At 62.9% G+C, this 20,688-nt stretch carries 22 protein-coding genes; 14 read left to right on the top strand and 8 right to left on the bottom strand.

Going from position 1 to position 20,688, the window contains the following annotated elements:
• The first annotated feature begins 135 nt into the window (after positions 1–135).
• The 6 genes from metX to Q1W70_RS11915 are packed head-to-tail and all read left to right on the top strand — an operon-like array spanning position 136 to position 4,504.
• The gene (metX, locus tag Q1W70_RS11940) at positions 136–1,275 is read left to right on the top strand and encodes a homoserine O-succinyltransferase MetX (protein WP_166592574.1); all 1,140 of its coding nucleotides are present in this window, start codon (positions 136–138) and stop codon (positions 1,273–1,275) included.
• Between the two features lie 7 nt (positions 1,276–1,282).
• Positions 1,283–1,903, top strand: a complete 621-nt coding sequence (gene metW / locus Q1W70_RS11935) for a methionine biosynthesis protein MetW (protein WP_166592573.1) — start codon at positions 1,283–1,285, stop codon at positions 1,901–1,903.
• 24 nt (positions 1,904–1,927) lie between these two features.
• Positions 1,928–2,362 carry a DUF4426 domain-containing protein gene (locus tag Q1W70_RS11930; protein WP_185818081.1) on the top strand — a complete coding sequence of 145 codons (435 nt, stop codon included), beginning with the start codon at positions 1,928–1,930 and terminating at the stop codon, positions 2,360–2,362.
• Positions 2,359–2,955: an RdgB/HAM1 family non-canonical purine NTP pyrophosphatase gene (gene rdgB, locus Q1W70_RS11925; RefSeq protein WP_095164536.1), complete on the top strand. Its 597-nt coding sequence runs from the start codon at positions 2,359–2,361 to the stop codon at positions 2,953–2,955. Before Q1W70_RS11930 ends, rdgB begins: the two co-directional genes overlap by 4 nt.
• Entirely contained in the window at positions 2,952–4,157 is a 1,206-nt protein-coding gene (hemW, locus tag Q1W70_RS11920) for a radical SAM family heme chaperone HemW (protein WP_265536922.1), read from the top strand. The genes rdgB and hemW overlap by 4 nt, the downstream gene beginning before the upstream one ends.
• Positions 4,158–4,180: 23 nt before the next feature.
• Positions 4,181–4,504: a DUF3392 domain-containing protein gene (locus tag Q1W70_RS11915; protein WP_166592518.1), complete on the top strand. Its 324-nt coding sequence runs from the start codon at positions 4,181–4,183 to the stop codon at positions 4,502–4,504.
• 132 nt (positions 4,505–4,636) lie between these two features.
• Here the strand turns inward: Q1W70_RS11915 and trmB are convergent, their stop codons facing one another.
• The 4 genes from trmB to Q1W70_RS11895 form a co-directional block, all read right to left on the bottom strand.
• On the bottom strand, positions 4,637–5,362 hold the full coding sequence (gene trmB / locus Q1W70_RS11910; protein WP_166592519.1) for a tRNA (guanosine(46)-N7)-methyltransferase TrmB: 726 nt from the start codon (positions 5,360–5,362) through the stop codon (positions 4,637–4,639).
• Between the two features lie 9 nt (positions 5,363–5,371).
• Entirely contained in the window at positions 5,372–6,166 is a 795-nt protein-coding gene (locus tag Q1W70_RS11905; RefSeq protein ID WP_166592520.1) for a thiazole synthase, read from the bottom strand.
• A 66-nt stretch (positions 6,167–6,232) separates the two neighbouring features.
• Positions 6,233–6,433 (bottom strand): sulfur carrier protein ThiS, encoded by a 201-nt coding sequence (gene thiS / locus Q1W70_RS11900; protein ID WP_166592521.1) that lies wholly within the window; start codon positions 6,431–6,433, stop codon positions 6,233–6,235.
• Between the two features lie 71 nt (positions 6,434–6,504).
• Positions 6,505–6,885, bottom strand: a complete 381-nt coding sequence (locus tag Q1W70_RS11895; protein WP_166592522.1) for a DUF423 domain-containing protein — start codon at positions 6,883–6,885, stop codon at positions 6,505–6,507.
• A 74-nt stretch (positions 6,886–6,959) separates the two neighbouring features.
• Between Q1W70_RS11895 and mtgA the strand changes: the two genes are divergently transcribed.
• The gene (gene mtgA / locus Q1W70_RS11890) at positions 6,960–7,682 is read left to right on the top strand and encodes a monofunctional biosynthetic peptidoglycan transglycosylase (protein ID WP_166592523.1); all 723 of its coding nucleotides are present in this window, start codon (positions 6,960–6,962) and stop codon (positions 7,680–7,682) included.
• A gap of 115 nt (positions 7,683–7,797) precedes the next feature.
• On the opposite strand, the gene rpoH is transcribed toward mtgA, so the two are convergent.
• The 4 genes from rpoH to ftsY all read right to left on the bottom strand — a co-directional run bounded on the left by rpoH (position 7,798) and on the right by ftsY (position 11,966).
• Positions 7,798–8,652, bottom strand: coding sequence for an RNA polymerase sigma factor RpoH (gene rpoH, locus Q1W70_RS11885; protein ID WP_166592524.1), 855 nt, complete (start codon positions 8,650–8,652; stop codon positions 7,798–7,800).
• A 112-nt stretch (positions 8,653–8,764) separates the two neighbouring features.
• Entirely contained in the window at positions 8,765–9,787 is a 1,023-nt protein-coding gene (ftsX, locus tag Q1W70_RS11880) for a permease-like cell division protein FtsX (RefSeq protein WP_166592525.1), read from the bottom strand.
• Positions 9,784–10,455 carry a cell division ATP-binding protein FtsE gene (ftsE, locus tag Q1W70_RS11875; RefSeq protein ID WP_095164552.1) on the bottom strand — a complete coding sequence of 224 codons (672 nt, stop codon included), beginning with the start codon at positions 10,453–10,455 and terminating at the stop codon, positions 9,784–9,786. Before ftsE ends, ftsX begins: the two co-directional genes overlap by 4 nt.
• Complete coding sequence (gene ftsY / locus Q1W70_RS11870; protein WP_302098840.1) at positions 10,452–11,966, bottom strand: signal recognition particle-docking protein FtsY; 1,515 nt, start codon at positions 11,964–11,966, stop codon at positions 10,452–10,454. The genes ftsE and ftsY overlap by 4 nt, the downstream gene beginning before the upstream one ends.
• 344 nt (positions 11,967–12,310) lie before the next feature.
• Between ftsY and Q1W70_RS11865 the strand changes: the two genes are divergently transcribed.
• From Q1W70_RS11865 to Q1W70_RS11835, 7 genes are all read left to right on the top strand, one after another.
• The gene (locus tag Q1W70_RS11865; protein WP_182342745.1) at positions 12,311–13,672 is read left to right on the top strand and encodes a M16 family metallopeptidase; all 1,362 of its coding nucleotides are present in this window, start codon (positions 12,311–12,313) and stop codon (positions 13,670–13,672) included.
• Positions 13,665–15,155: a M16 family metallopeptidase gene (locus Q1W70_RS11860; RefSeq protein ID WP_166592528.1), complete on the top strand. Its 1,491-nt coding sequence runs from the start codon at positions 13,665–13,667 to the stop codon at positions 15,153–15,155. Before Q1W70_RS11865 ends, Q1W70_RS11860 begins: the two co-directional genes overlap by 8 nt.
• Positions 15,155–15,766, top strand: a complete 612-nt coding sequence (gene rsmD, locus Q1W70_RS11855; RefSeq protein ID WP_166592529.1) for a 16S rRNA (guanine(966)-N(2))-methyltransferase RsmD — start codon at positions 15,155–15,157, stop codon at positions 15,764–15,766. Before Q1W70_RS11860 ends, rsmD begins: the two co-directional genes overlap by 1 nt.
• Positions 15,767–15,901: 135 nt before the next feature.
• Positions 15,902–17,245 (top strand): M16 family metallopeptidase, encoded by a 1,344-nt coding sequence (locus Q1W70_RS11850; protein WP_166592530.1) that lies wholly within the window; start codon positions 15,902–15,904, stop codon positions 17,243–17,245.
• A complete protein-coding gene (locus tag Q1W70_RS11845; protein WP_182342748.1) occupies positions 17,238–18,707 on the top strand; it encodes a M16 family metallopeptidase in 1,470 nt (489 codons plus the stop codon). The genes Q1W70_RS11850 and Q1W70_RS11845 overlap by 8 nt, the downstream gene beginning before the upstream one ends.
• Positions 18,708–18,777: 70 nt before the next feature.
• Complete coding sequence (locus Q1W70_RS11840) at positions 18,778–19,788, top strand: hydrolase (protein ID WP_185818079.1); 1,011 nt, start codon at positions 18,778–18,780, stop codon at positions 19,786–19,788.
• A 4-nt stretch (positions 19,789–19,792) separates the two neighbouring features.
• The gene (locus Q1W70_RS11835; protein ID WP_166592533.1) at positions 19,793–20,626 is read left to right on the top strand and encodes an AraC family transcriptional regulator; all 834 of its coding nucleotides are present in this window, start codon (positions 19,793–19,795) and stop codon (positions 20,624–20,626) included.
• Positions 20,627–20,688: the final 62 nt, after the last annotated feature.

Below are 20,688 nucleotides of genomic sequence, written 5' to 3'. Positions count from 1 at the left end.
GCGCCCCTTGTGGGAGCGTGGCTTGCCCGCGATGGCCGCGCCCCGGTCTGACAGGAAAAATCATCCCCGCCCTTTGCTTGCCGCTGACCACAGCGGTCTTTAGACTTACGCCTCATTTCAACGAGAGCAGGGTCGATGCCAACTGCCTTTCCCGCCGATTCTGTTGGTCTGGTGACGCCCCAAGTGGCGCACTTCAACGAGCCCCTGGCCCTTGCCTGCGGCCGCTCCTTGTCAGCCTATGACCTGATCTACGAAACCTACGGCACGCTGAACGCCACGGCGAGCAACGCCGTGCTGATCTGCCATGCCTTGTCCGGGCACCATCACGCGGCCGGCTTCCACAGCCCCGACGACCGCAAACCCGGTTGGTGGGACAGCTGCATTGGCCCCGGCAAGCCGATCGACACCGACAAATTCTTCGTCGTCAGCCTGAACAACCTCGGCGGCTGCAACGGCTCCACCGGCCCCAGCAGCATTAACCCGGAGACCGGCAAACCATTCGGCGCCGAGTTCCCGGTGCTGACCGTCGAGGACTGGGTCCACAGCCAGGCCCGCCTGGCCGACCGTATCGGCATCGCGCAGTGGGCCGCCGTGATCGGTGGCAGCCTGGGCGGCATGCAGGCGATGCAATGGAGCATCACCTACCCTGACCGCATCCGCCACTGCCTGGCCATTGCCTCGGCCCCCAAGCTCTCGGCGCAGAACATCGCCTTCAACGAAGTCGCGCGCCAGGCCATCCTCACCGATCCGGAGTTCCATGGCGGTTCGTTCCAGGAAGCCGGGGTGATTCCCAAGCGCGGCCTGATGCTGGCGCGCATGGTCGGGCACATCACTTACCTGTCGGACGACTCGATGGGTGAGAAATTCGGCCGCGGCCTCAAGAGCGAAAAACTCAACTACGATTTCCACAGCGTCGAGTTCCAGGTCGAGAGCTACCTGCGTTATCAGGGTGAAGAGTTCTCCGGGCGGTTCGACGCCAACACCTACCTGCTGATGACCAAGGCACTGGACTACTTCGATCCGGCGGCGAACTTCGACGATAACCTGGCGAAAACCTTCGCCGGTGCCAAAGCCAAATTCTGTGTGATGTCCTTCACCACCGACTGGCGCTTCTCCCCGGCCCGCTCCCGCGAGCTGGTAGATGCCCTGATGGCCGCCAAGAAAGACGTTTGCTACCTGGAGATCGACGCTCCGCAAGGCCACGACGCCTTCCTGATTCCGATCCCGCGCTACCTGCAGGCGTTCAGCAATTACATGAAGCGAATTACGGTGTGAACAAGCCATGAGAGCTGATCTGGAAATCATCCAGGAATGGATCCCCGCCGGCAGCCGCGTGCTCGACCTGGGCTGCGGTGATGGCGAACTGCTGACCTGGCTGCGCGACAACAAGCAAGTCACCGGCTACGGCCTGGAAAACGACCCGGACAACATTGCCGAGTGCGTGGCCAAGGGCATCAACGTCATCGAGCAGGACCTGGACAAGGGCCTGGGCAACTTTGCCAGCAACAGCTTCGACATCGTGGTCATGACCCAGGCCCTGCAGGCCGTGCATTACCCCGACAAGATCCTCGACGAAATGCTGCGGGTCGGTCGCCAGTGCATCATCACCTTCCCCAACTTCGGGCACTGGCGCTGCCGCTGGTACCTGGCGAGCAAGGGCCGGATGCCGGTTTCCGAGTTTCTGCCGTACACCTGGTACAACACGCCGAACATTCACTTCTGCACTTTCGAGGACTTTGAAGCCTTGTGCCGTGAACGTGAAGCCAAGGTCATTGATCGGCTTGCCGTGGATCAACAGCATCGGCATGGGTGGGCCAGTAAGCTATGGCCTAATCTATTAGGTGAGATTGGCATTTACCGTGTCAGCAGTCCTGGCCTGCAGGATCACCAGGTAGCGGTCTAACCCGTTTTTCAAAGGAGTACGATCATGAGTCGTCTAGCTCTGCTTGCCTTAACCGCGTGCCTGAGCGTCAGCGCCATGGCGGCCGACGTCATCAAGGGCGAGCGCCAGGAAACCTTCGGCGATGTGACGGTGCACTACAACACCTTCAACTCGACCTTCATTCAGCCGGACATCGCCAAGGCCGCCGAACTGATCCGCAGCAAGAACCAGGGCGTGATCAACGTCTCGGTGATCAAGGCCGGCCAGCCCATGGTGGCCAGCGTCACCGGCACCGTGAAGGACCTGACCAGCAAGACCGTGCCACTGAACTTCAAGCAAGTCACCGAACAGGGGGCGATCTACTACCTCGCCCAGTACCCGGTGGACCAGCAGGAAGTCCGCACCTTTGAGATCAAGGTGCAGACCGGCGACAAGATCAACACCATCAATTTCAACCAAGAGCTTTTCCCCGGCGAATGATCACCTTCACCCAACTCGTACTGGCCAGCCATAACGCCGGCAAACTCAAGGAACTCCAGGCCATGCTCGGCGAATCGGTGCAACTGCGCTCGATTGGCGAGTTCAGCAGCGTGGAGCCGGAAGAAACCGGTCTGTCGTTCGTCGAAAACGCCATTCTCAAGGCCCGTAATGCCGCCCGTATCTCCGGCTTGCCGGCACTGGCCGACGACTCGGGGCTGGCAGTGGACTTTCTCGGGGGTGCGCCGGGCATTTACTCGGCGCGCTACGCCAACGGCCAGGGTGATGCGGCGAACAACGCCAAGCTGCTCGACGTGCTCAAGGACGTCCCGGCCGCCGAGCGCGGCGCCCAGTTCGTCTGTGTGCTGGCCCTGGTGCGCCACGCCGATGACCCGCTGCCGATTCTCTGCGAAGGGCTGTGGCACGGACGCATCCTGACCCAGGCCAGCGGCGAACACGGCTTTGGCTACGACCCGCTGTTCTGGGTACCGGAGCGTGACTGCTCAAGCGCCGAACTGAGCCCGGCCGACAAGAACCTCATCAGCCACCGCGCCCGCGCAATGGATCTGCTGCGCCAGCGTCTGGGCCTGAAATGACCCACGAACCCTGCGCGTTGCCGCTGATTGTCGGTGGCACCGCGCCATCGCCCCGGGCCGCCCTGCCTACGCTGCCGCCCCTGGCGCTGTACATCCACATTCCGTGGTGTGTGCGCAAATGCCCCTATTGCGACTTCAACTCGCACACCGCCAGCCCCGTGCTGCCGGAAGAAGAGTACGTCGACGCCCTGCTGGCGGACCTTGATCAGGACCTGCACGCGGTCTACGGCCGGGAGCTGAGTTCGATCTTTTTTGGCGGCGGCACCCCGAGCCTGTTCAGCGCCGCGGCCCTGGGCCGCTTGCTCAAGGGTGTGGAACAACGCATCCCGTTCGCCAGCGACATCGAAATCACCCTGGAAGCCAACCCGGGCACCTTCGAGCAGGAGAAGTTCGTCGCCTACCGGGCGCTGGGCATCAATCGCCTGTCGATCGGCATCCAGAGTTTCCAGCAGGAAAAACTCCAGGCCCTGGGCCGCATCCACAACGGCGACGAAGCCATTCGCGCCGCCGGCATGGCGCGCCAGGCCGGGTTCGACAACTTCAACCTGGACCTGATGCACGGCTTGCCCGATCAGTCCCTGGACGACGCCCTGGACGACCTGCGCCAGGCCATCGCCCTCAAGCCCACCCACCTGTCCTGGTATCAGCTGACACTGGAGCCCAATACGGTGTTCTGGAACCAGCCGCCGACGCTGCCGGAAGACGACACCCTGTGGGACATCCAGGAGGCCGGCCAGGCCCTGCTGGCCGAGCACGGCTACGCCCAGTACGAAGTCTCGGCGTACGCCCAGGCCGGCCGTGCGGCGCGGCACAACCTCAACTACTGGAGCTTCGGCGACTTCATCGGCATTGGCGCCGGCGCCCACGGCAAGCTGAGCCATCCGGACGGACGCATCGTGCGTACTTGGAAGACGCGCCTGCCCAAGGACTACCTCAACCCGGCCAAGAGCTTCAAGGCGGGCGAGAAAGCCCTGAGCAATGACGAGCTGCCGTTCGAGTTCCTGATGAATGCCTTGCGCCTGACCGAGGGTGTCGAGGCGCGCCTGTACCCCGAACGCACCGGGCTGAGCCTGGAAAGTCTTGCCGAAGGCCGGCGCGAAGCCGAACAAAGTGGTTTGTTGCAGGTCGAACCGTCACGCCTGGCAGCGACACTGCGTGGACAGCTGTTTCTCAATGACTTGCTGCAGAACTTTCTGAGCTGATTTTCAGAACTAAGGGAAAACGAATGGATTTGGTACTCGACCTGCTCGCCACTGTGTCTCGCTGGAGCCGCAGTAACCTGTCGGAAATTTCCCTGGCATTGGTGGGCTGTTTGCTGGTGCTGTTTGGCGCGGATTTCAAAGGCTGGGTCGAGCAGCGCCTGGGCAACATCGCCGGTGCATTGCGCGTGCCGATGATGGCCCTGCTGTGTGTGATCGGCAGCGGTGCGTCCCTGATCTACGCCACGCCCTGGATCGTCAAGGGCCTGAGCCAGTTCAACAACTACAGCCTGGCGCCGGTGTTGCTGGTGGTGCTGGTGCTGATTGGGGTCGTGGCTGATCGCCGCTAACCCTGCGCCCTATACAAATCCACTGTAGGAGCGAGCTTCCTCGCGATGGTCGCAAACGAAAACGCGGGGTATCTGAAGCCCCGCGTTGATGTGTAGTTTTTCGTCGGAACGCCGCCCGGAGCAGGCTCGCTCCTACAACAGCTTCTCGAACTTCAAGTCCCACACGCCATGCCCAAGACGTTCGCCGCGGCGTTCGAACTTGGTGATCGGGCGCTCGGCCGGGCGCGGCACGCACTTGCCGTCTTCGGCCAGGTTGCGGTAACCCGGCGCGACGTTCATCACTTCCAGCATGTATTCGGCGTACGGCTCCCAGTCGGTGGCCATGTGCAGCACACCACCGACCTTCAACTTGCTGCGTACCAGCTCAGCAAAGGATGCCTGGACGATCCGGCGCTTGTGGTGACGGCTCTTGTGCCAAGGGTCCGGAAAAAACAGCATCAGGCGATCCAGGCTGTTGTCCGCCACGCAGCGGTTGAGCACTTCGATCGCATCACAATCGTAGACCCGCAGGTTGGTCAGGCCCTGGGTGAGCACGCCATTGAGCAGCGCCCCCACACCTGGACGGTGCACTTCGACCCCGATGAAGTCCTGGTCCGGCGCAGCCGCGGCCATTTCCAGCAGCGAGTGGCCCATGCCGAAGCCGATTTCCAGCGAGCGCGGGGCCGAGCGGCCGAACACCTGGTCAAAGTCCACCGGCGCGTCGGCCAATGGCAGGACGAACAGCGGCGTGCCCTGCTCCAGGCCCTTTTGCTGGCCTTCGGTCATGCGCCCGGCGCGCATCACAAAACTCTTGATGCGGCGGTGTTGGCGCTCTTCGCCTTCTTCCGTCTGGATAGGCGTGTCGTTCGATTCAGTCATCAATGGCTCTTACTTGATCAGACCATCCAGCGGCGAGGAGGCGCTGGCATAGAGTTTTTTCGGCATACGGCCGGCGAGGTACGCCAGGCGACCTGCCACAATCGCGTGTTTCATGGCTTCAGCCATCATGATCGGTTGCTGGGCGTGGGCGATGGCCGAGTTCATCAGCACCGCCTCGCAGCCCAACTCCATGGCGATGGTGGCGTCTGACGCCGTGCCGACACCGGCATCCACCAGCACGGGCACCTTGGTTTCTTCGAGGATGATCTGCAGGTTGTACGGGTTGCAGATCCCCAGGCCCGAACCGATCAAGCCGGCCAGCGGCATGATCGCGATGCAGCCGATGTCCGCCAGTTGTCGGGCGATGATCGGGTCATCACTGGTGTAGACCATTACGTCGAAGCCTTCCTTGACCAGCGTTTCGGCGGCCTTGAGGGTTTCGATCACGTTGGGGAACAGGGTTTTCTGGTCGGCCAGTACTTCCAGCTTCACCAGGTTGTGCCCGCCGAGCAGCTCACGGGCCAGGCGACAGGTGCGCACGGCCTCGATCGCGTCGTAGCAACCGGCGGTGTTCGGCAGGAAGGTGTAGCGCTCTGGCGACAGCACATCGAGCAGGTTCGGCTCGCCCTCGTTCTGGCCCAGGTTGGTGCGGCGCACGGCGAAGGTGACGATCTCAGCACCCGAGGCTTCGATGGCCAGGCGGGTTTCTTCCATGTCACGGTACTTGCCGGTACCTACCAGCAAACGCGACTGGTAAGTACGACCGGCCAGGACGAAAGGCTTGTCGCTGCGAACGTTGCTCATCGGAAATCCTCTGGTGGGGTGAGGTTCTTGCACAATGCGGGTGGGCGCGGTTGTCGCGGTGGGCGACTAGCCGCCACCGATGGCGTGTACCACTTCCACCGAGTCGCCCTCGGTGAGGGTGGTGTCAGCGTGCTGGCTGCGCGGGACGATATCCAGGTTGAGCTCGACCGCCACCCGGCGACCGGTCAGGTCCAGTCGGGTCAGCAGGGCCGCAACGGTCTCACCGTCGGGCAGTTCAAAGGATTCGCCGTTCAACTGAATGCGCATGCCGGATGCCGCCATCATTTTTAGGGGCCAGCATTCTAGCCCGATCATGACCTAAAGGTCAGCTACAAGTGTCAGGCGGTTACCTGCAAGCGCCAGGCGGTAATGCCCAGTAGCAACCAGCCCGCGAGGAATGCCAGGCCGCCAAATGGGGTGACGATCCCCAGCTTGCTGATGCCCGTCAGCGTCAGCAGGTACAGGCTGCCGGAAAACAGCAGGATGCCCACGGCAAAACAGACGCCGGCCCAGGTCACCAGGCGACCGGGAATCTGTGTGGCCAGCAGCGCGATACCCAGCAGCGCCAGGGTATGCACCAGTTGGTAGGTGACGCCGGTATGAAAAATCGCCAGGTATTCGCTGCTCAAGCGGCCCTTGAGGCCATGGGCGGCAAATGCGCCCAGGGCGACGCCGGTAAAACCGAAAAAAGCGGCCAGCATCAAAAAGCCACGCAGCATGAGGAACTCCAGTCAGATTCATTGGGCAGGGTCTGTATAATGGCCCGCTCGACGGGTTCGGCCAAGCCATCTCTATGCTGCCAATATTTGTGCGCCGCTTCATGAAAGCCCTGCTCTGGTTTGCCGGCGGCAGCATCGTGCTGGTCCTGCTGTTGCGTTTTATCCCGCCACCGGGGACCGCACTGATGGTCGAGCGCAAGATCGAATCCTGGTTCGATGGCGAGCCCATCGACTTGCAGCGCGACTGGCAGTCCTGGGACAACATCAGCGACGACCTGAAAGTCGCGGTGATGGCCGGCGAAGACCAGAAATTCCCCGAACACTGGGGTTTTGACTTCGGCGCGATCCAGGCCGCGCTGGCCCACAACGAACGCGGCGGCTCGATCCGTGGCGCCAGTACGCTGAGCCAGCAAGTGGCGAAGAACCTGTTCCTCTGGTCCGGCCGCAGTTGGCTGCGCAAAGGCCTGGAAGCCTGGTTTACGGCACTGATCGAAGTGTTCTGGCCCAAGCAGCGGATTCTCGAGGTGTACCTCAACAGCGTGGAGTGGGATGCCGGCGTATTTGGCGCCGAGGCCGCGGCGCGCCATCACTTCGGCGTCAGCGCCCGCTCACTGAGCCGCCAGCAGGCCAGCCTGCTGGCGGCCGTGCTGCCGAATCCGCGGGTATATAGCGCCAGCCATCCGAGCGCCTACGTGGCCCGGCGTGCGGGTTGGATTCGCCAGCAGATGAGCCAGTTGGGCGGCGACAGCTACCTGATCGGTCTCAACGATTCGCGTCGGGCGCCTTGGGCGCAATAGCCGAACACATTCTTCCAGACACAGCCCCCCCACAAGGGCCAAGGTGAATCTGGAAAATGGGCACAAACAAAAAACCCCCGATCGATGATCGGGGGTTTTTGCATTGCGCCGCAGGTTAAGCGGCGATCGACAACTTGAGCTTGTTCATCGCGCTCTTCTCAAGCTGACGGATCCGCTCGGCCGACACGTTGTACTTCTGCGCCAGGTCGTGCAGCGTGGCTTTTTCTTCTGCCAGCCAACGCTGGTAGAGGATGTCACGGCTGCGGTCGTCCAGCACATCCAGCGCCTCGTGCAGGTTGCTGGTGGAGTTGTCGCTCCAGTCTGCATCCTCCAGTTGACGGGCCGGGTCGTACCGGTGGTCTTCCAGGTAGTTGGCTGGCGACTGGAAAGCGCTGTCGTCGTCCGCTTCGGCGGCCGGGTCGAAGGCCATGTCATGGCCGGTCAGGCGGCTTTCCATCTCGCGCACTTCCCGCGGCTCTACGCCGAGGCTTTCAGCCACGCGATGGACTTCTTCGTTGTTCAGCCACGCCAGGCGTTTTTTCTGGCTGCGCAGGTTGAAGAACAGCTTGCGCTGGGCCTTGGTGGTCGCCACTTTGACGATGCGCCAGTTGCGCAGGATGAATTCGTGGATTTCCGCCTTGATCCAGTGCACGGCAAAGGACACCAGGCGCACACCCATTTCCGGGTTGAAGCGCTTGACCGCTTTCATCAGGCCAACGTTGCCTTCCTGGATCAGGTCAGCCTGGGCCAGGCCGTAGCCGCTATAGCTACGGGCGATATGTACGACAAAACGCAGGTGGGCGAGCACCATCTGCCGAGCCGCCCCCAAATCCTGCTCATAGTAGAGACTCTCGGCCAGTTCACGCTCCTGCTCCGGCGTCAGCAATGGAATGCTGTTGACCGTGTGCACATAGGCCTCCAGGTTTGCGCCTGGGACTAGAGCATAAGCAGGTTGCAAAGAAGTGGTCATACGAAAAAACCTCCGACTCACATAACTCGTGCAGTTCAGCACTGCGAAAATTGACCGGGAACCGAAGGAAAAGTTCCCCTACACGCTGAAAGGATATACAAGCAAAAAGACACTATTTCGGTGCAAGCTCTCTCAAATGGCGCGCTACCGCAATCCACGCACCGATATAACCCAACAACACTGCACCAAGCAAGAGCGACAGACCATCGGCTACTGGCACACCCGCCAGGGCAAAATTACTGCCATACAAGCCGGCCAGCCCGGTGACCGCATCATTCAGCCAGTTCAGGCCAAATGCTAGGACACCCCAGGAAAGAACCCCAGCGCCAAAGCCATAAAGCGCACCCATATAGAGAAAAGGCCTACGCACATAGCTATCAGTGCCGCCGACCAGTTTAATCACTTCTATCTCGGTGCGGCGGTTTTCAATATGAAGACGAATGGTATTGCCTATCACCAAAAGTAATGCAGAAACCAGCAACACCGTCAGGCCGAAGACAAACCGCTCGCCCAGCTTGAGAATCGCCGCCAGGCGCTCGACCCACACCAGGTCAAGTTGCGCCTGCTGCACCTTCGGCAACTCGGCCAGGCGCTGACGCAAGCCTTCCAGGGCCGCTTTGTCGACCTCCTTGGGGGTCACCAGCACCACGCCCGGCAGCGGGTTCTCCGGCAACTCCTTGAGTGCTTCGCCCAGGCCGGACTGCTGCTGGAACTCCTGCAGCGCCTGCTCTGGACTGATGTACTCGGCCTCGGCCACGCCCGGCATGGCCTTGATCTGCTCACGCAGTTGCTCGCCTTCGCTGGCGCTGGCATCCAATTGCAGGTACAGGGAAATCTGCGCCGCACGCTGCCAGGAGCCGCCGAGGCGCTCGACGTTACTCAGCAAAAGTGACAGCCCCATCGGCAAGCTCAGGGCGACGGCCATTACCAGGCAGGTAAAGAAGCTGCCGATCGGCTGCTTGCCCAGGCGGCGCAGGCTGTCGAGCAGGCTGGCGCGATGGCTTTCGATCCAGGCACGCAACAGGGTGCGGAAGTCCGGGCCATCGTCTTCGTCGTGTTTTTTCTTCTGCGGTTGCGGGTCGGCGGCCTTGGGGGCCACGCGCTCGGAAACCTTCGGACTGCGCGTCGCACTCATACCCCGGCCTCCCCGTCGCCGATCAATCGGCCACGTTGCAGGGTCAGCATGCGGTGACGCATGCGGGCGATCAGCGCCAGGTCGTGACTGGCGATCAACACGCTGGTGCCCAGGCGGTTGATGTCTTCGAACACGCCCATGATTTCAGCCGCCAGGCGCGGGTCGAGGTTACCGGTCGGTTCGTCCGCCAGCAGCAAGGCCGGGCGATGGACGATGGCACGGGCAATGCCGACGCGCTGTTGCTGGCCGGTGGACAGATCGCCCGGGTACAGGTCGGTCTTGTCCGAGAGCGCCACGCGCTCCAGGGCCGAATCCACGCGCTTGACGATCTCGGCCTTGGACAGGCCAAGAATCTGCAGCGGCAGCGCGACGTTGTTGAACACCGTGCGATCGAACAGCAACTGGTGGTTCTGGAACACCACGCCGATCTGCCGGCGCAGGAAGGGAATCTGCGCGTTGCTGATGGTGGCCAGGTCCTGGCCGGCCAGCAGCAACTTGCCAGTGGTGGGACGTTCCATCGCCAGCAACAAGCGCAGCAGGGTACTTTTACCGGCACCCGAGTGCCCGGTGACAAACAAGAACTCGCCCCGACGGACTCGAAAGCTCAGCTCATGCAAGCCGACGTGACCGTTCGGATAGCGCTTACCGACCTGTTCGAAACGAATCATGAACGCTCCCGCTCGGCAAACAGTGCCTGGACAAAGGGTTCTGCTTCAAAGGTACGCAAGTCATCGATGCCTTCACCGACACCGATGTAGCGAATCGGCAAACCAAACTGCTTGGCCAGGGCGAAGATCACCCCACCTTTGGCCGTCCCATCGAGCTTGGTCAGGGCCAGGCCGGTCAGGGCGACCGTCTGGTTGAATTGCTTGGCCTGGTTGATGGCGTTCTGCCCGGTGCCCGCGTCGAGTACCAGCAGCACCTCGTGCGGGGCGTCGGCGTCGAGCTTGCCGATGACCCGGCGAACCTTCTTCAACTCTTCCATCAGGTTGTCTTTGGTATGCAGGCGACCGGCGGTATCGGCAATCAACACATCGATGTTGCGCGCCTTGGCCGCCTGCACCGCGTCGAAGATCACCGACGCCGAGTCGGCACCGGTGTGCTGGGCGATCACCGCAATGTTGTTGCGCTCGCCCCAGACCTGCAACTGCTCGACCGCCGCCGCGCGGAAGGTGTCACCCGCCGCCAGCATGACTTTCTTGCCTTCCAGCTGCAGCTTTTTGGCCAGCTTGCCGATGGTGGTGGTCTTGCCGGCGCCGTTGACGCCCACCACCAGGATCACGAATGGTTTGTTCTGCGAGGTGATTTTCAGCGGCTGCTCAACGGGCTTGAGCATCGCCGCCAGTTCCACCTGCAGGGATTTGTACAGGGCATCGGCGTCGGCCAGCTCCTTGCGCGCCACCTTCTGGGTCAGGCGCTGGATGATCACCGACGTGGCCTCGACACCCACATCGGCGGTCAGCAGACGGGTTTCGATGTCTTCGAGCAACTCGTCATCGATGATCTTCTTGCCCAGGAACAGGCTGGCCATGCCCTCGCCAATGCTGGCACTGGTTTTCGACAGGCCTTGCTTGAGGCGGGCGAAAAAGCCGGTCTTGGTTTCTTCGCTGCGCGCCGGCTCAGCGGCCACCGGCTCTGGCACAACGGGGGCAATGGGCGCAACCGGCGCGGGCGTGACCACCGCGGGAGCGACCACCGGTGCCGGCTGTGGCGCGACGAACGCGGCAATGACCGGCTGCGGCAGATCCGGCTCCTCAACCACCAACGGCTCGACCAACGGCTTGGCGTCGACCACCAGCAGCTCAACGGCTTGCTGGACCACGGTAGGGGCGGGAATCGGCGGGGTAATGTGCGGCGCCTGCTCGTCTGCAACCAAGGCCACCGGCTCTTCAGGAACCGGCAGGGTCAGCCACGGCGTGCGCACCGGCTCTGGAACGGGCTCTGGCGCAGGCGCGGGCTCGACCACCGGCTGCAACACCGGCTCGGCCAACGGCAATATGACAGGGGCTACGGTTTCGACCACCGGCGCGGCTTCTATTACCGGCTCTGGCGCCACCTCAGGCAGTGGCTGTGGCTGTTCGACGACGGGTTCCTGCGGTTTTTTGCGCAGCCACCCGAACAGGCTTTTTTTCTCGCCAGCCGCAGCTGGGTTCTTCTTGTCGTCGTTGGAACCAAACATGGAGGACGGCTATCTCACGGTAGCGACGCGCCAATGGCGCCTCGGCAATTGAATATTCGATGCAGAACAGACTGTGTTTCACTCAGCTTGTTCACGCGCAACATTTTGTCGAGGTGCTCAACAGCACCTCAAAGCTCGACTAATACCAAGGACTAAAACGGTATCTTCGGCGAAAACGCAGAGTTTAGCTGACAAACCCAAAGCTTCTTGCGCAAACCCATACAACCTACTGACCGATCAATGGCCTCATAGGCGTGGCCGCCAGTAAAACGGATCAGTATCCTAGCACCTCCTCGCCCGCCGACGCTAAGACCAAGCGGGCAGCCCAACAGGTTAAAAAACGAATGAATGCTCTAGCCCGCCGCGCTGCTGGCCTGCTGCTCAGCACAGTTTGTCTGCCCCTCGCAGCCCTGGCTGCCGCCCCTCAACCGACCCACGAATTCACCCTCGACAATGGCCTGAAGGTCATCGTGCGTGAAGACCACCGAGCGCCCGTGGTGGTTTCCCAGGTCTGGTACAAGGTGGGCTCCAGCTACGAAACCCCGGGCCAGACCGGCTTGTCCCACGCCCTGGAGCACATGATGTTCAAGGGCAGCGAGAAAGTCGGCCCTGGCGAGGCGTCGTTGATCCTGCGCGACCTGGGCGCCGAAGAGAACGCCTTCACCAGCGATGACTTCACCGCCTACTACCAGGTGCTGGCCCGTGATCGCCTGGCCGTGGCCTTCGAGCTTGAAGCCGACCGCATGGCCACCCTGCGCCTGCCGGCCGACGAGTTCAGCCGCGAGATCGAAGTGATCAAGGAAGAGCGCCGCCTGCGCACCGACGACAAGCCGATGTCCAAGGCCTACGAGCGTTTCAAGGCCATGGCCTACCCGGCCAGCGGCTACCACACGCCGACCATCGGCTGGATGGCTGACCTGGACCGCATGAAGGTCGAGGATCTGCGCCACTGGTACGAGTCCTGGTACGCGCCGAACAACGCAACCCTGGTGGTGGTCGGCGACGTGACCCCGGACGAAGTCAAGACCCTGGCCCAACGCTACTTCGGCCCAATCGCCAAGCGCGCCGTGCCACCGGCGAAGATTCCCCTGGAGCTGTCCGAGCCCGGCGAACGGCAGATCACCCTGCACGTGCAGACCCAACTGCCGGCCCTGATGCTGGCCTTCAACGTTCCCAGCATTGCCACCACCCAGGACAAACGCTCGGTCAACGCCTTGCGCCTGATCTCCGCGCTGCTCGATGGCGGCTACAGCGGGCGCATCCCGACGCAGTTGGAGCGCGGTGAAGAACTGGTCTCCGGCGGGTCGTCGAGTTACGACGCCTACACCCGTGGCGACAGCCTGTTCACCCTGTCGGCAACCCCCAACACCCAGAAGCACAAAACCATGGCCCAGGCGCAGGCCGGCCTGTGGAAACTGCTTGAGCAACTGAAGACCACCGCGCCATCCGCTGAAGAACTGGAGCGTGTACGGGCCCAGGTGATTGCCGGCCTGGTCTACGAGCGCGACTCGATCACCAGCCAGGCCACCGCCATCGGCCAGCTGGAAACCGTCGGCCTGTCCTGGAAACTGATGGACACCGAACTGGCCGAACTGGAAAGCGTGACCCCGCAAGACATCCAGAACGCCGCCCGTACCTATTTCACCCGCGAACGTCTGAGCGTTGCGCATGTACTGCCACTGCCCCAGGAGAACGCGCATGAGTGAGATCAACAAGTCACGGGTGGCCCTGGTCGCCCTGGCCGTCGTCGCGCTCGCCGCTGCGGCCGTGTTCTATGTCATCCGCCCCGGCGAGATCAACGCCAGCGAAGCCCTGGACAAGGCCAAGTCGAGCCAGAAGCTGCAATCGCTGGCCGAGCTCGACGGCAAGGCGCCGAGCCGGCGCACCCTGGACGTGCAGACCTGGAACACCGCCGAAGGGGCCAAGGTGCTGTTCGTCGCCGCGCCTGAGTTGCCGATGTTCGACCTGCGCCTGATTTTCGCCGCTGGCAGCAGCCAGGACGGCAACACACCGGGCCTGGCGATGCTGACCAACGCCATGCTCAACGAAGGTGTGGCCGGCCAGGACGTCAGCCAGATCGCCCAGGGCTTCGAAGGCCTGGGTGCCGACTTCGGCAATGGCGCCTACAAGGACATGGCCATTGCCTCGCTGCGCAGCCTGAGCGCCGTGGACAAACGCGAGCCGGCCCTCAAGCTGTTCGCCGAAGTGGTGGGCAAACCGACCTTCCCGGCCGACTCCCTGGCCCGGATCAAGAACCAGATGCTCGCCGGCTTCGAATACCAGAAGCAGAACTCGGCCAAGGTCGCCAGCCTGGAGCTGATGCGCCGCCTGTATGGCCAGCACCCCTATGCCCACGCCAGCGACGGTAACGCGCTGAGCATCCCGGACATCACCCAGGCGCAACTCAAGGCCTTCCACGCCAAGGCCTACGCGGCCGGCAACGTGGTGATCGCCCTGGTAGGCGACCTGTCGCGCAGTGAGGCCGAGGCGATTGCCGCCCAGGTGTCCGCTGCCCTGCCCAAGGGCCCGGCGCTGGCGAAAATCCCCCAGCCTGAAGAACCCAAGCCCGGCATCAGCCGCGTCGAGTTCCCGGCCAAGCAGACCAACCTGATGCTCGCGCAATTGGGCATCGACCGTGACGATCCGGATTACGCCGCCGTCTCCATGGGCAACCAGATTCTCGGTGGCGGCGGTTTCGGCACCCGGCTGATGAGCGAAGTGCGGGAGAAACGTGGCCTGACCTACGGCGTGTACTCGGGCTTTTCACCGATGCAGGCCCGCGGCCCCTTCATGATCAACCTGCAAACCCGCGCCGAAATGAGCGAAGGCACGCTCAAGCTGGTGCAGGACGTCATGGCCGACTACCTTAAAACCGGGCCGACCCAGAAAGAACTCGACGACGCCAAGCGCGAACTGGCGGGCAGCTTCCCGCTGTCGACAGCCAGCAATGCCGACATCGTCGGGCAACTGGGCGCCATGGGTTTCTACAACCTGCCGCTGAGCTACCTCGAAGACTTCATGCAGCAGTCGCAGAACCTGACCGTCGAGCAAGTGACCACGGCCATGAACAAACACTTGAGCATGGATAAAATGGTGATCGTCACCGTCGGTCCTACCGTGCCGCAAAAGCCGTTACCGGCCCCTACTGACAAACCTTCCGAGCAGCCGCTCGGGGTTCCGGAGCATTAATGGCCACTCGCCCTAAAAAACCCGTGCACAACGTCCACAACGGTGTGAACCAGCTACGCATTATCGGTGGCGAATGGCGCAGCCGCCGCCTGAGCTTCCCCGACGCCCCGGGCTTGCGCCCGACGCCGGACCGCGTGCGTGAAACCCTGTTCAACTGGCTCGCGCCCTATGTCGCCGGGGCCAAGGTGCTCGATCCGTTCGCCGGCAGCGGCGCGCTGTTCCTCGAAGCGCTGTCCCGTGGCGCCGCCATGGGCCAGGCGCTGGATGCCAGCAGCCTGGCGGTGTCGAGCCTGAAAGAACACCTGGGCACCCTGCGCTGCACCGTCGGCCAGGTGCAGACCGCCGACGCCCTGCGCTACCTGGAAACCCAGCCAGCCAGCGCCTACGACCTGGTCTTCCTTGACCCGCCGTTCAACCAGAACCTGCTGCCGGCGGTGTGCTCGCTGCTGGAAGAACGCCAGTGGCTGGCCGACGACGCCTGGATCTACACCGAAAGCGAAAACGCACCGTCGACCCTCGGCCTGCCGGGTGCCTGGCGCCTGCACCGGGAGCAGAAATCCGGACGGGTGTACTACGCGTTGTGGCATCGCCTGGTCGAACAAGCCGCTTGAAGCCCTGCCTGGGCAGTCTCCCTGACTGCCCAGGCGCCGGCCGCACTCCAGATACATAGTTAATACCCGCCCCCTCTGTGCATCACCGACATTGATTGAGCGTTTTTCACGTCAATCAACGAGGATGCACAACCAATGAACATCTACTGCAGCGCCCTGCTGCTACTGAGTGGGCTGATGCCCATGATGGCGCTCACGGCCAGCGCGTCGACCACCCACGAGTTCAGCCTGGAAAACGGCTTGAAGGTCGTGGTGCGCGAAGACCACCGCGCCCCCGTGACCACCTCCCAACTGTGGTTCAAGGTCGGTTCCAGCCAGGAGCCTCCAGGCCAGTCCGGGCTGTCCCACGCGCTTGAACACATGCTCTACCAGGGCAGCAGCAAAACCTGCGCCGGTGAAACCTCGGCCATCCTGGAACGACTCGGGGCCGCGGAAAACGCCTTCACCAGCAACGACTACACCACCTACCACCAAACCCTGGCACCCGATCACCTGGGCGTGTCGTTTGAACTGATGGCCGACCTGATGACCACCGCGCACCTGCGCACCGACGCGTTTGCCACTGAAATCGAAGTGATCAAGCAAGAGCGCCGCGAACGCACCGATGACGTGCCCCACGGCCTGGCCATGGAGCGGCTGCAGGCCATCGCCTTCCCCTCCAGCGCCCAGGCCACGCCGACCATCGGCTGGATGCACGACCTGCAACGGATGAGCGCGCCCCAGCTGCGTGAGTGGTACCAACGCTGGTACGCCCCCAACAACGCGACCCTGGTCATCGCCGGTGATGTCCGCCTTGACCAGATAAAACCCGTGGTCGAACGCTACTTCGGCGGCATTCCCCGCAAGACCCTGCCCGAGGTGTACGCCCCCCTGGAACTGGCCGAGCCGGGCGAGCGGACCATCACCCTGCACCAAGCCATTCATGCGCCGCAGTTGCTCATGAGCTTCAACCTGCCCAGCCTGACCACTGCGCCCGACCGGCGTACGGTGCAGGCCCTGCGGTTGCTCGACATACTGCTGGCCGGGTCCAACAGCGCTCGCCTGAAAAAGCACCTGCAATTCAATGAAGAACTGTTCTCCCAGATCTCCTCCGGGTACAACCCGTTCAACCGTGGCGACAGCCTGCTGTTACTCAGCGCTCAACTCAACACCCATCAGCAGATCACTCTGGACCAGGCTCAGGCGCGTATTTGGCAGGTGATTGAACACCTGAAAACCACCCCCCTGGACCCGGAAGAACTGGAGCGCGCGCGCACCGTGCTGATTGCCAACCAGGTGTATGAGCAGGACTCCATCGAATCGCAGGCCGTGCGCATGGGCACGCTGGAAAGCATTGGCCTGTCATGGCGCCTCATGGATGAAGACATCGAGGCACTGAACCAGGTGAGCGCCAAGGATATCCAGCAGGCGGCCGCGACCTACTTGACTCGACAACGCCTGAGCGTGGCGTATCTGCTGCCGGAGAAAAACCATGGGTAAGTGCAGATTCTCACGTTATGCGCAGCCGTTCCTCAGCCTGGCAGTTTTCTGCTGCCTGTCGGCTCAGGCCCAGACTCCGACCCCGCCGGTGGCAAAACTGCAATCACTGGCCGAATTGAAGGCGCCATCCTCCGCCCCCCGGGCGCTGAAGATCCAGGCCTGGAAAACCCTGGCAGGCACCAAGGTGCTGTTTATCCAGACGTCGGAGCTGCCGATGTTCGACGTGCTCGTCAGCTTTGCCGCAGGCAGTGCAAGGGATCCGCAACACCCGGCCCTGGCCGCTACCACGTTCAGCCTGTTGAACGAAGGCATCCAGGGCATGGGTCTGGCGCAGATCAATGAAACCTTCGACAGTCTTGGGGCCCGCTTGGACATGGGCATCAGCCAGGACCGCACCTCGTTCTCGATGCGCAGCCTCAGCGCACCGCAAAAGCGTGAACCGGCCCTGCAATTGTTCGCACAAATACTCGGCCAGCCGCTGCTGGCCGATGACGCCCTACAACGGGTCAAGAACGAGCTGCAGGAACGCCTTGCGTACCAGCAGCAAGACCCCGCGACCCAAGTTTTCCAGGGCATGAGGGAATTACTCTTCAACGGGCACCCCTATGCCCAGGCGACCTACGGAACGACACAGGACCTGGCAACCCTGACGCGCGAACAGGTCCAGGCCTTTCATAAGGCCCACTACCACGCCGACAACGCCCAGATCACGCTGGTCGGGGACCTGACCCTGGAGCAAGCGCAGGGTCTGAGCCTGCAGATCAGCAACAGCCTGCCGCCAAAACCCACCACGCTGACCGTGCCGGACGCCCCGGTCACGCCATCCACCGCCGCCTCGCGGCATATTGAACACGCCCTGAGCCAGACCCACCTGGTGCTGACGCAACCCGGCGTCAGCCGTCAGCACCCCGACTATGCTGCACTCAGGGTGGCCAACCTGATCTTCGCCGGTGGCAGCTTTGGATCGCGGCTGATGAAAGAACTGCGCGGGAAACGCGGTCTGACTTACAGCGTGTCCATGGACACTGCCGACAAGCAATGGGCCAATCCCACCGTTATCTATTTGCAAACCCAACCGCAATTCAGTGAAGGCACGCTGACCCTGATCAAACGCCTGTTCCGCGACTACCTGCACACCGGACCGACCCCGCAGGAACTGGACGACGCCAAGCGCCTGATCCTGGGCAGTACCGCACTGGCCAGTGCCAGCAATGCGCAGATCCTCTCCGGACTGTCTGAGATCAGCCGCCATGAGTTGCCCTTCGACCTGGATTTTTCCGCGCATCAGGCCCAATCGTTGACGGTCGAACAGATCAAGGCAGCACTCAAGCGGCACTACAACGCTGAGCGCTGGAGCGTGGTCACGCTGGGGCCGACCACGACTCAGCAAGCCTTGCCGGAACCCGTCGATCGACCCGGCCTGGGCATGTGTCGCGCTGAGGAGCAGATTGTGGCAAGTTAGTTTTCCAGTTGTACCGGCAGAACGGGCCCCTCGTTCTGCCACCTTGTCCATCCGCAGCAACGAGATCGTCGTGCCCCAACCCTCACCCGCACCGGCAAAACCCTTCACCCCGGCATTCGGCCTCGGCAACCCGCACCTGCAAACCCTGTGGGGGCCGCTGTGGCGCAAGACCACCCACCTGGAGCGGCCGCGCGAACGCCTATGGCTCGACGACGGCGACTTCCTCGATCTCGACTGGCACGGCCCACACAGCGTCGACGCGCCCCTGGTGCTGGTGCTGCACGGGCTGACCGGTTCCTCCAATTCGCCCTATGTCGCCGGCCTGCAACGCGCCCTCGCCGCGCAAGGCTGGGCCAGCGTCGCGCTGAACTGGCGCGGATGCTCGGGTGAACCGAATCTGCTGCCACGCAGTTACCACTCCGGTGCCAGCGAGGACCTCGCGGCGGCGATCAACCACCTGCGGGCAACGCGGCCACTGGCCCCGCTGTATGCGGTCGGCTACTCCCTGGGGGGCAACGTGCTGCTCAAGCACCTGGGGGAAACCGGCAGCGCCAGCCCGTTGCTGGGCGCGGTGGCGGTCTCGGTGCCCTTTCGCCTGGACCAGTGCGCGGACCGTATCGGGCAGGGTTTCTCCAAGGTCTACCAGGCGCACTTCATGCGCGAAATGCTGGCCTACATCAAGAACAAGCAGCGCCAGTTTCTCCAGGACGGGCGCCATGAAGGCCTCGCGACCCTCGCCAGCCTCGGCTCGCTGGACAAGATGCGCACCTTCTGGGACTTCGACGGTCGGGTCACCGCACCGCTGCACGGCTACGCCGATGCCCAGGACTACTACCGTCGCGCCTCCAGTCGCTACTTCCTCGGCGAGATCCGCACCCCGACCCTGATCATCCAGGCCGCCGACGACCCCTTCGTCTACCCCCACAGCCTGCCGGAAGCCAGTGAACTGTCGGCGTGCACCCGCTTCGAGCTACAGGCCAAGGGCGGGCACGTCGGTTTTGTCGACGGCAGCCTGCGCACTCCGGGTTATTACCTGGAGCGGCGCATCCCCCAGTGGCTCAGCCAGGCAAGTCGCGGGTAAGGCCATGGACAGCCACTCGGGCGAGTCGATCCGTTTTTGGCAAACCGACCCTTTGGCCGGGGTCGAACTGCTGTCGGCGCGCTACATCGAGCAACGCTTCGTACCCCATGTGCACGACGGTTTTGTGATCGGCATGATCATGGCGGGCGCCCAGCGCTACCGTTATCGCGGTGCCGAACACCTGGCCGGCAGCGGCACCCTGGTGGTCATCAACCCGGACGAACTGCACACCGGCCACAAGGGCACCGAGGATGGCTGGCTGTACCGCGCGTTCTACCCGGACAACGGGCAAATCCTCGGGCTGCTGGCCGAACTCGAATTACCCACCCACACCTTGCCGGCCTTCGGCGCCACGCTGTATCGCGACCCGGACCTGGTCAGCGGGTTCTGCCAGTTGCACCGCTTGCTGGAAAGCCCGGCCAGCGCCCTGCAACAGCAGACCTTGTGGCGGGAAATGATGCTTTCGCTGCTGCAGCGCCATGCCGCCGTGGCCATGCCTGGGCAGCCGGGCCGGGAGCACCGGGCCATTGCCCGGGCCAAGGAGTTGCTGCATGCGCAACTGGCGGCACCGCCGTCACTGGAAGCGCTCGCGGCGGCGGTCAACCTGTCACCCTTCCACTTCGCCCGAGTGTTCCGCCACGCCACCGGCATGCCGCCGCACACCTGGCTGATGCAACAGCGCATCGCCCAGGCCCGGGCGCTACTGCGCGAAGGCTGCCTGCCGCTGGCGGTCGCCACACAACTGGGGTTTGCCGACCAGAGCCATTTGACCCGACAATTCAAGAAGGTCTACGGCGTCGGCCCTGGCGCCTACCGCTCTGCCAGAATGGCCCCGTAGAAACCGAGGAAAATCTGCAAGATCGTTCAAGACAACTCTTTGTCAGGCCGCGCAAGATGCCG

It is taken from the genome of Pseudomonas kielensis (genome assembly GCF_030505375.1).
GTDB classification, from domain to species: domain Bacteria; phylum Pseudomonadota; class Gammaproteobacteria; order Pseudomonadales; family Pseudomonadaceae; genus Aquipseudomonas; species Aquipseudomonas kielensis.
This window is presented reverse-complemented; position numbering and strand designations above follow the sequence as displayed.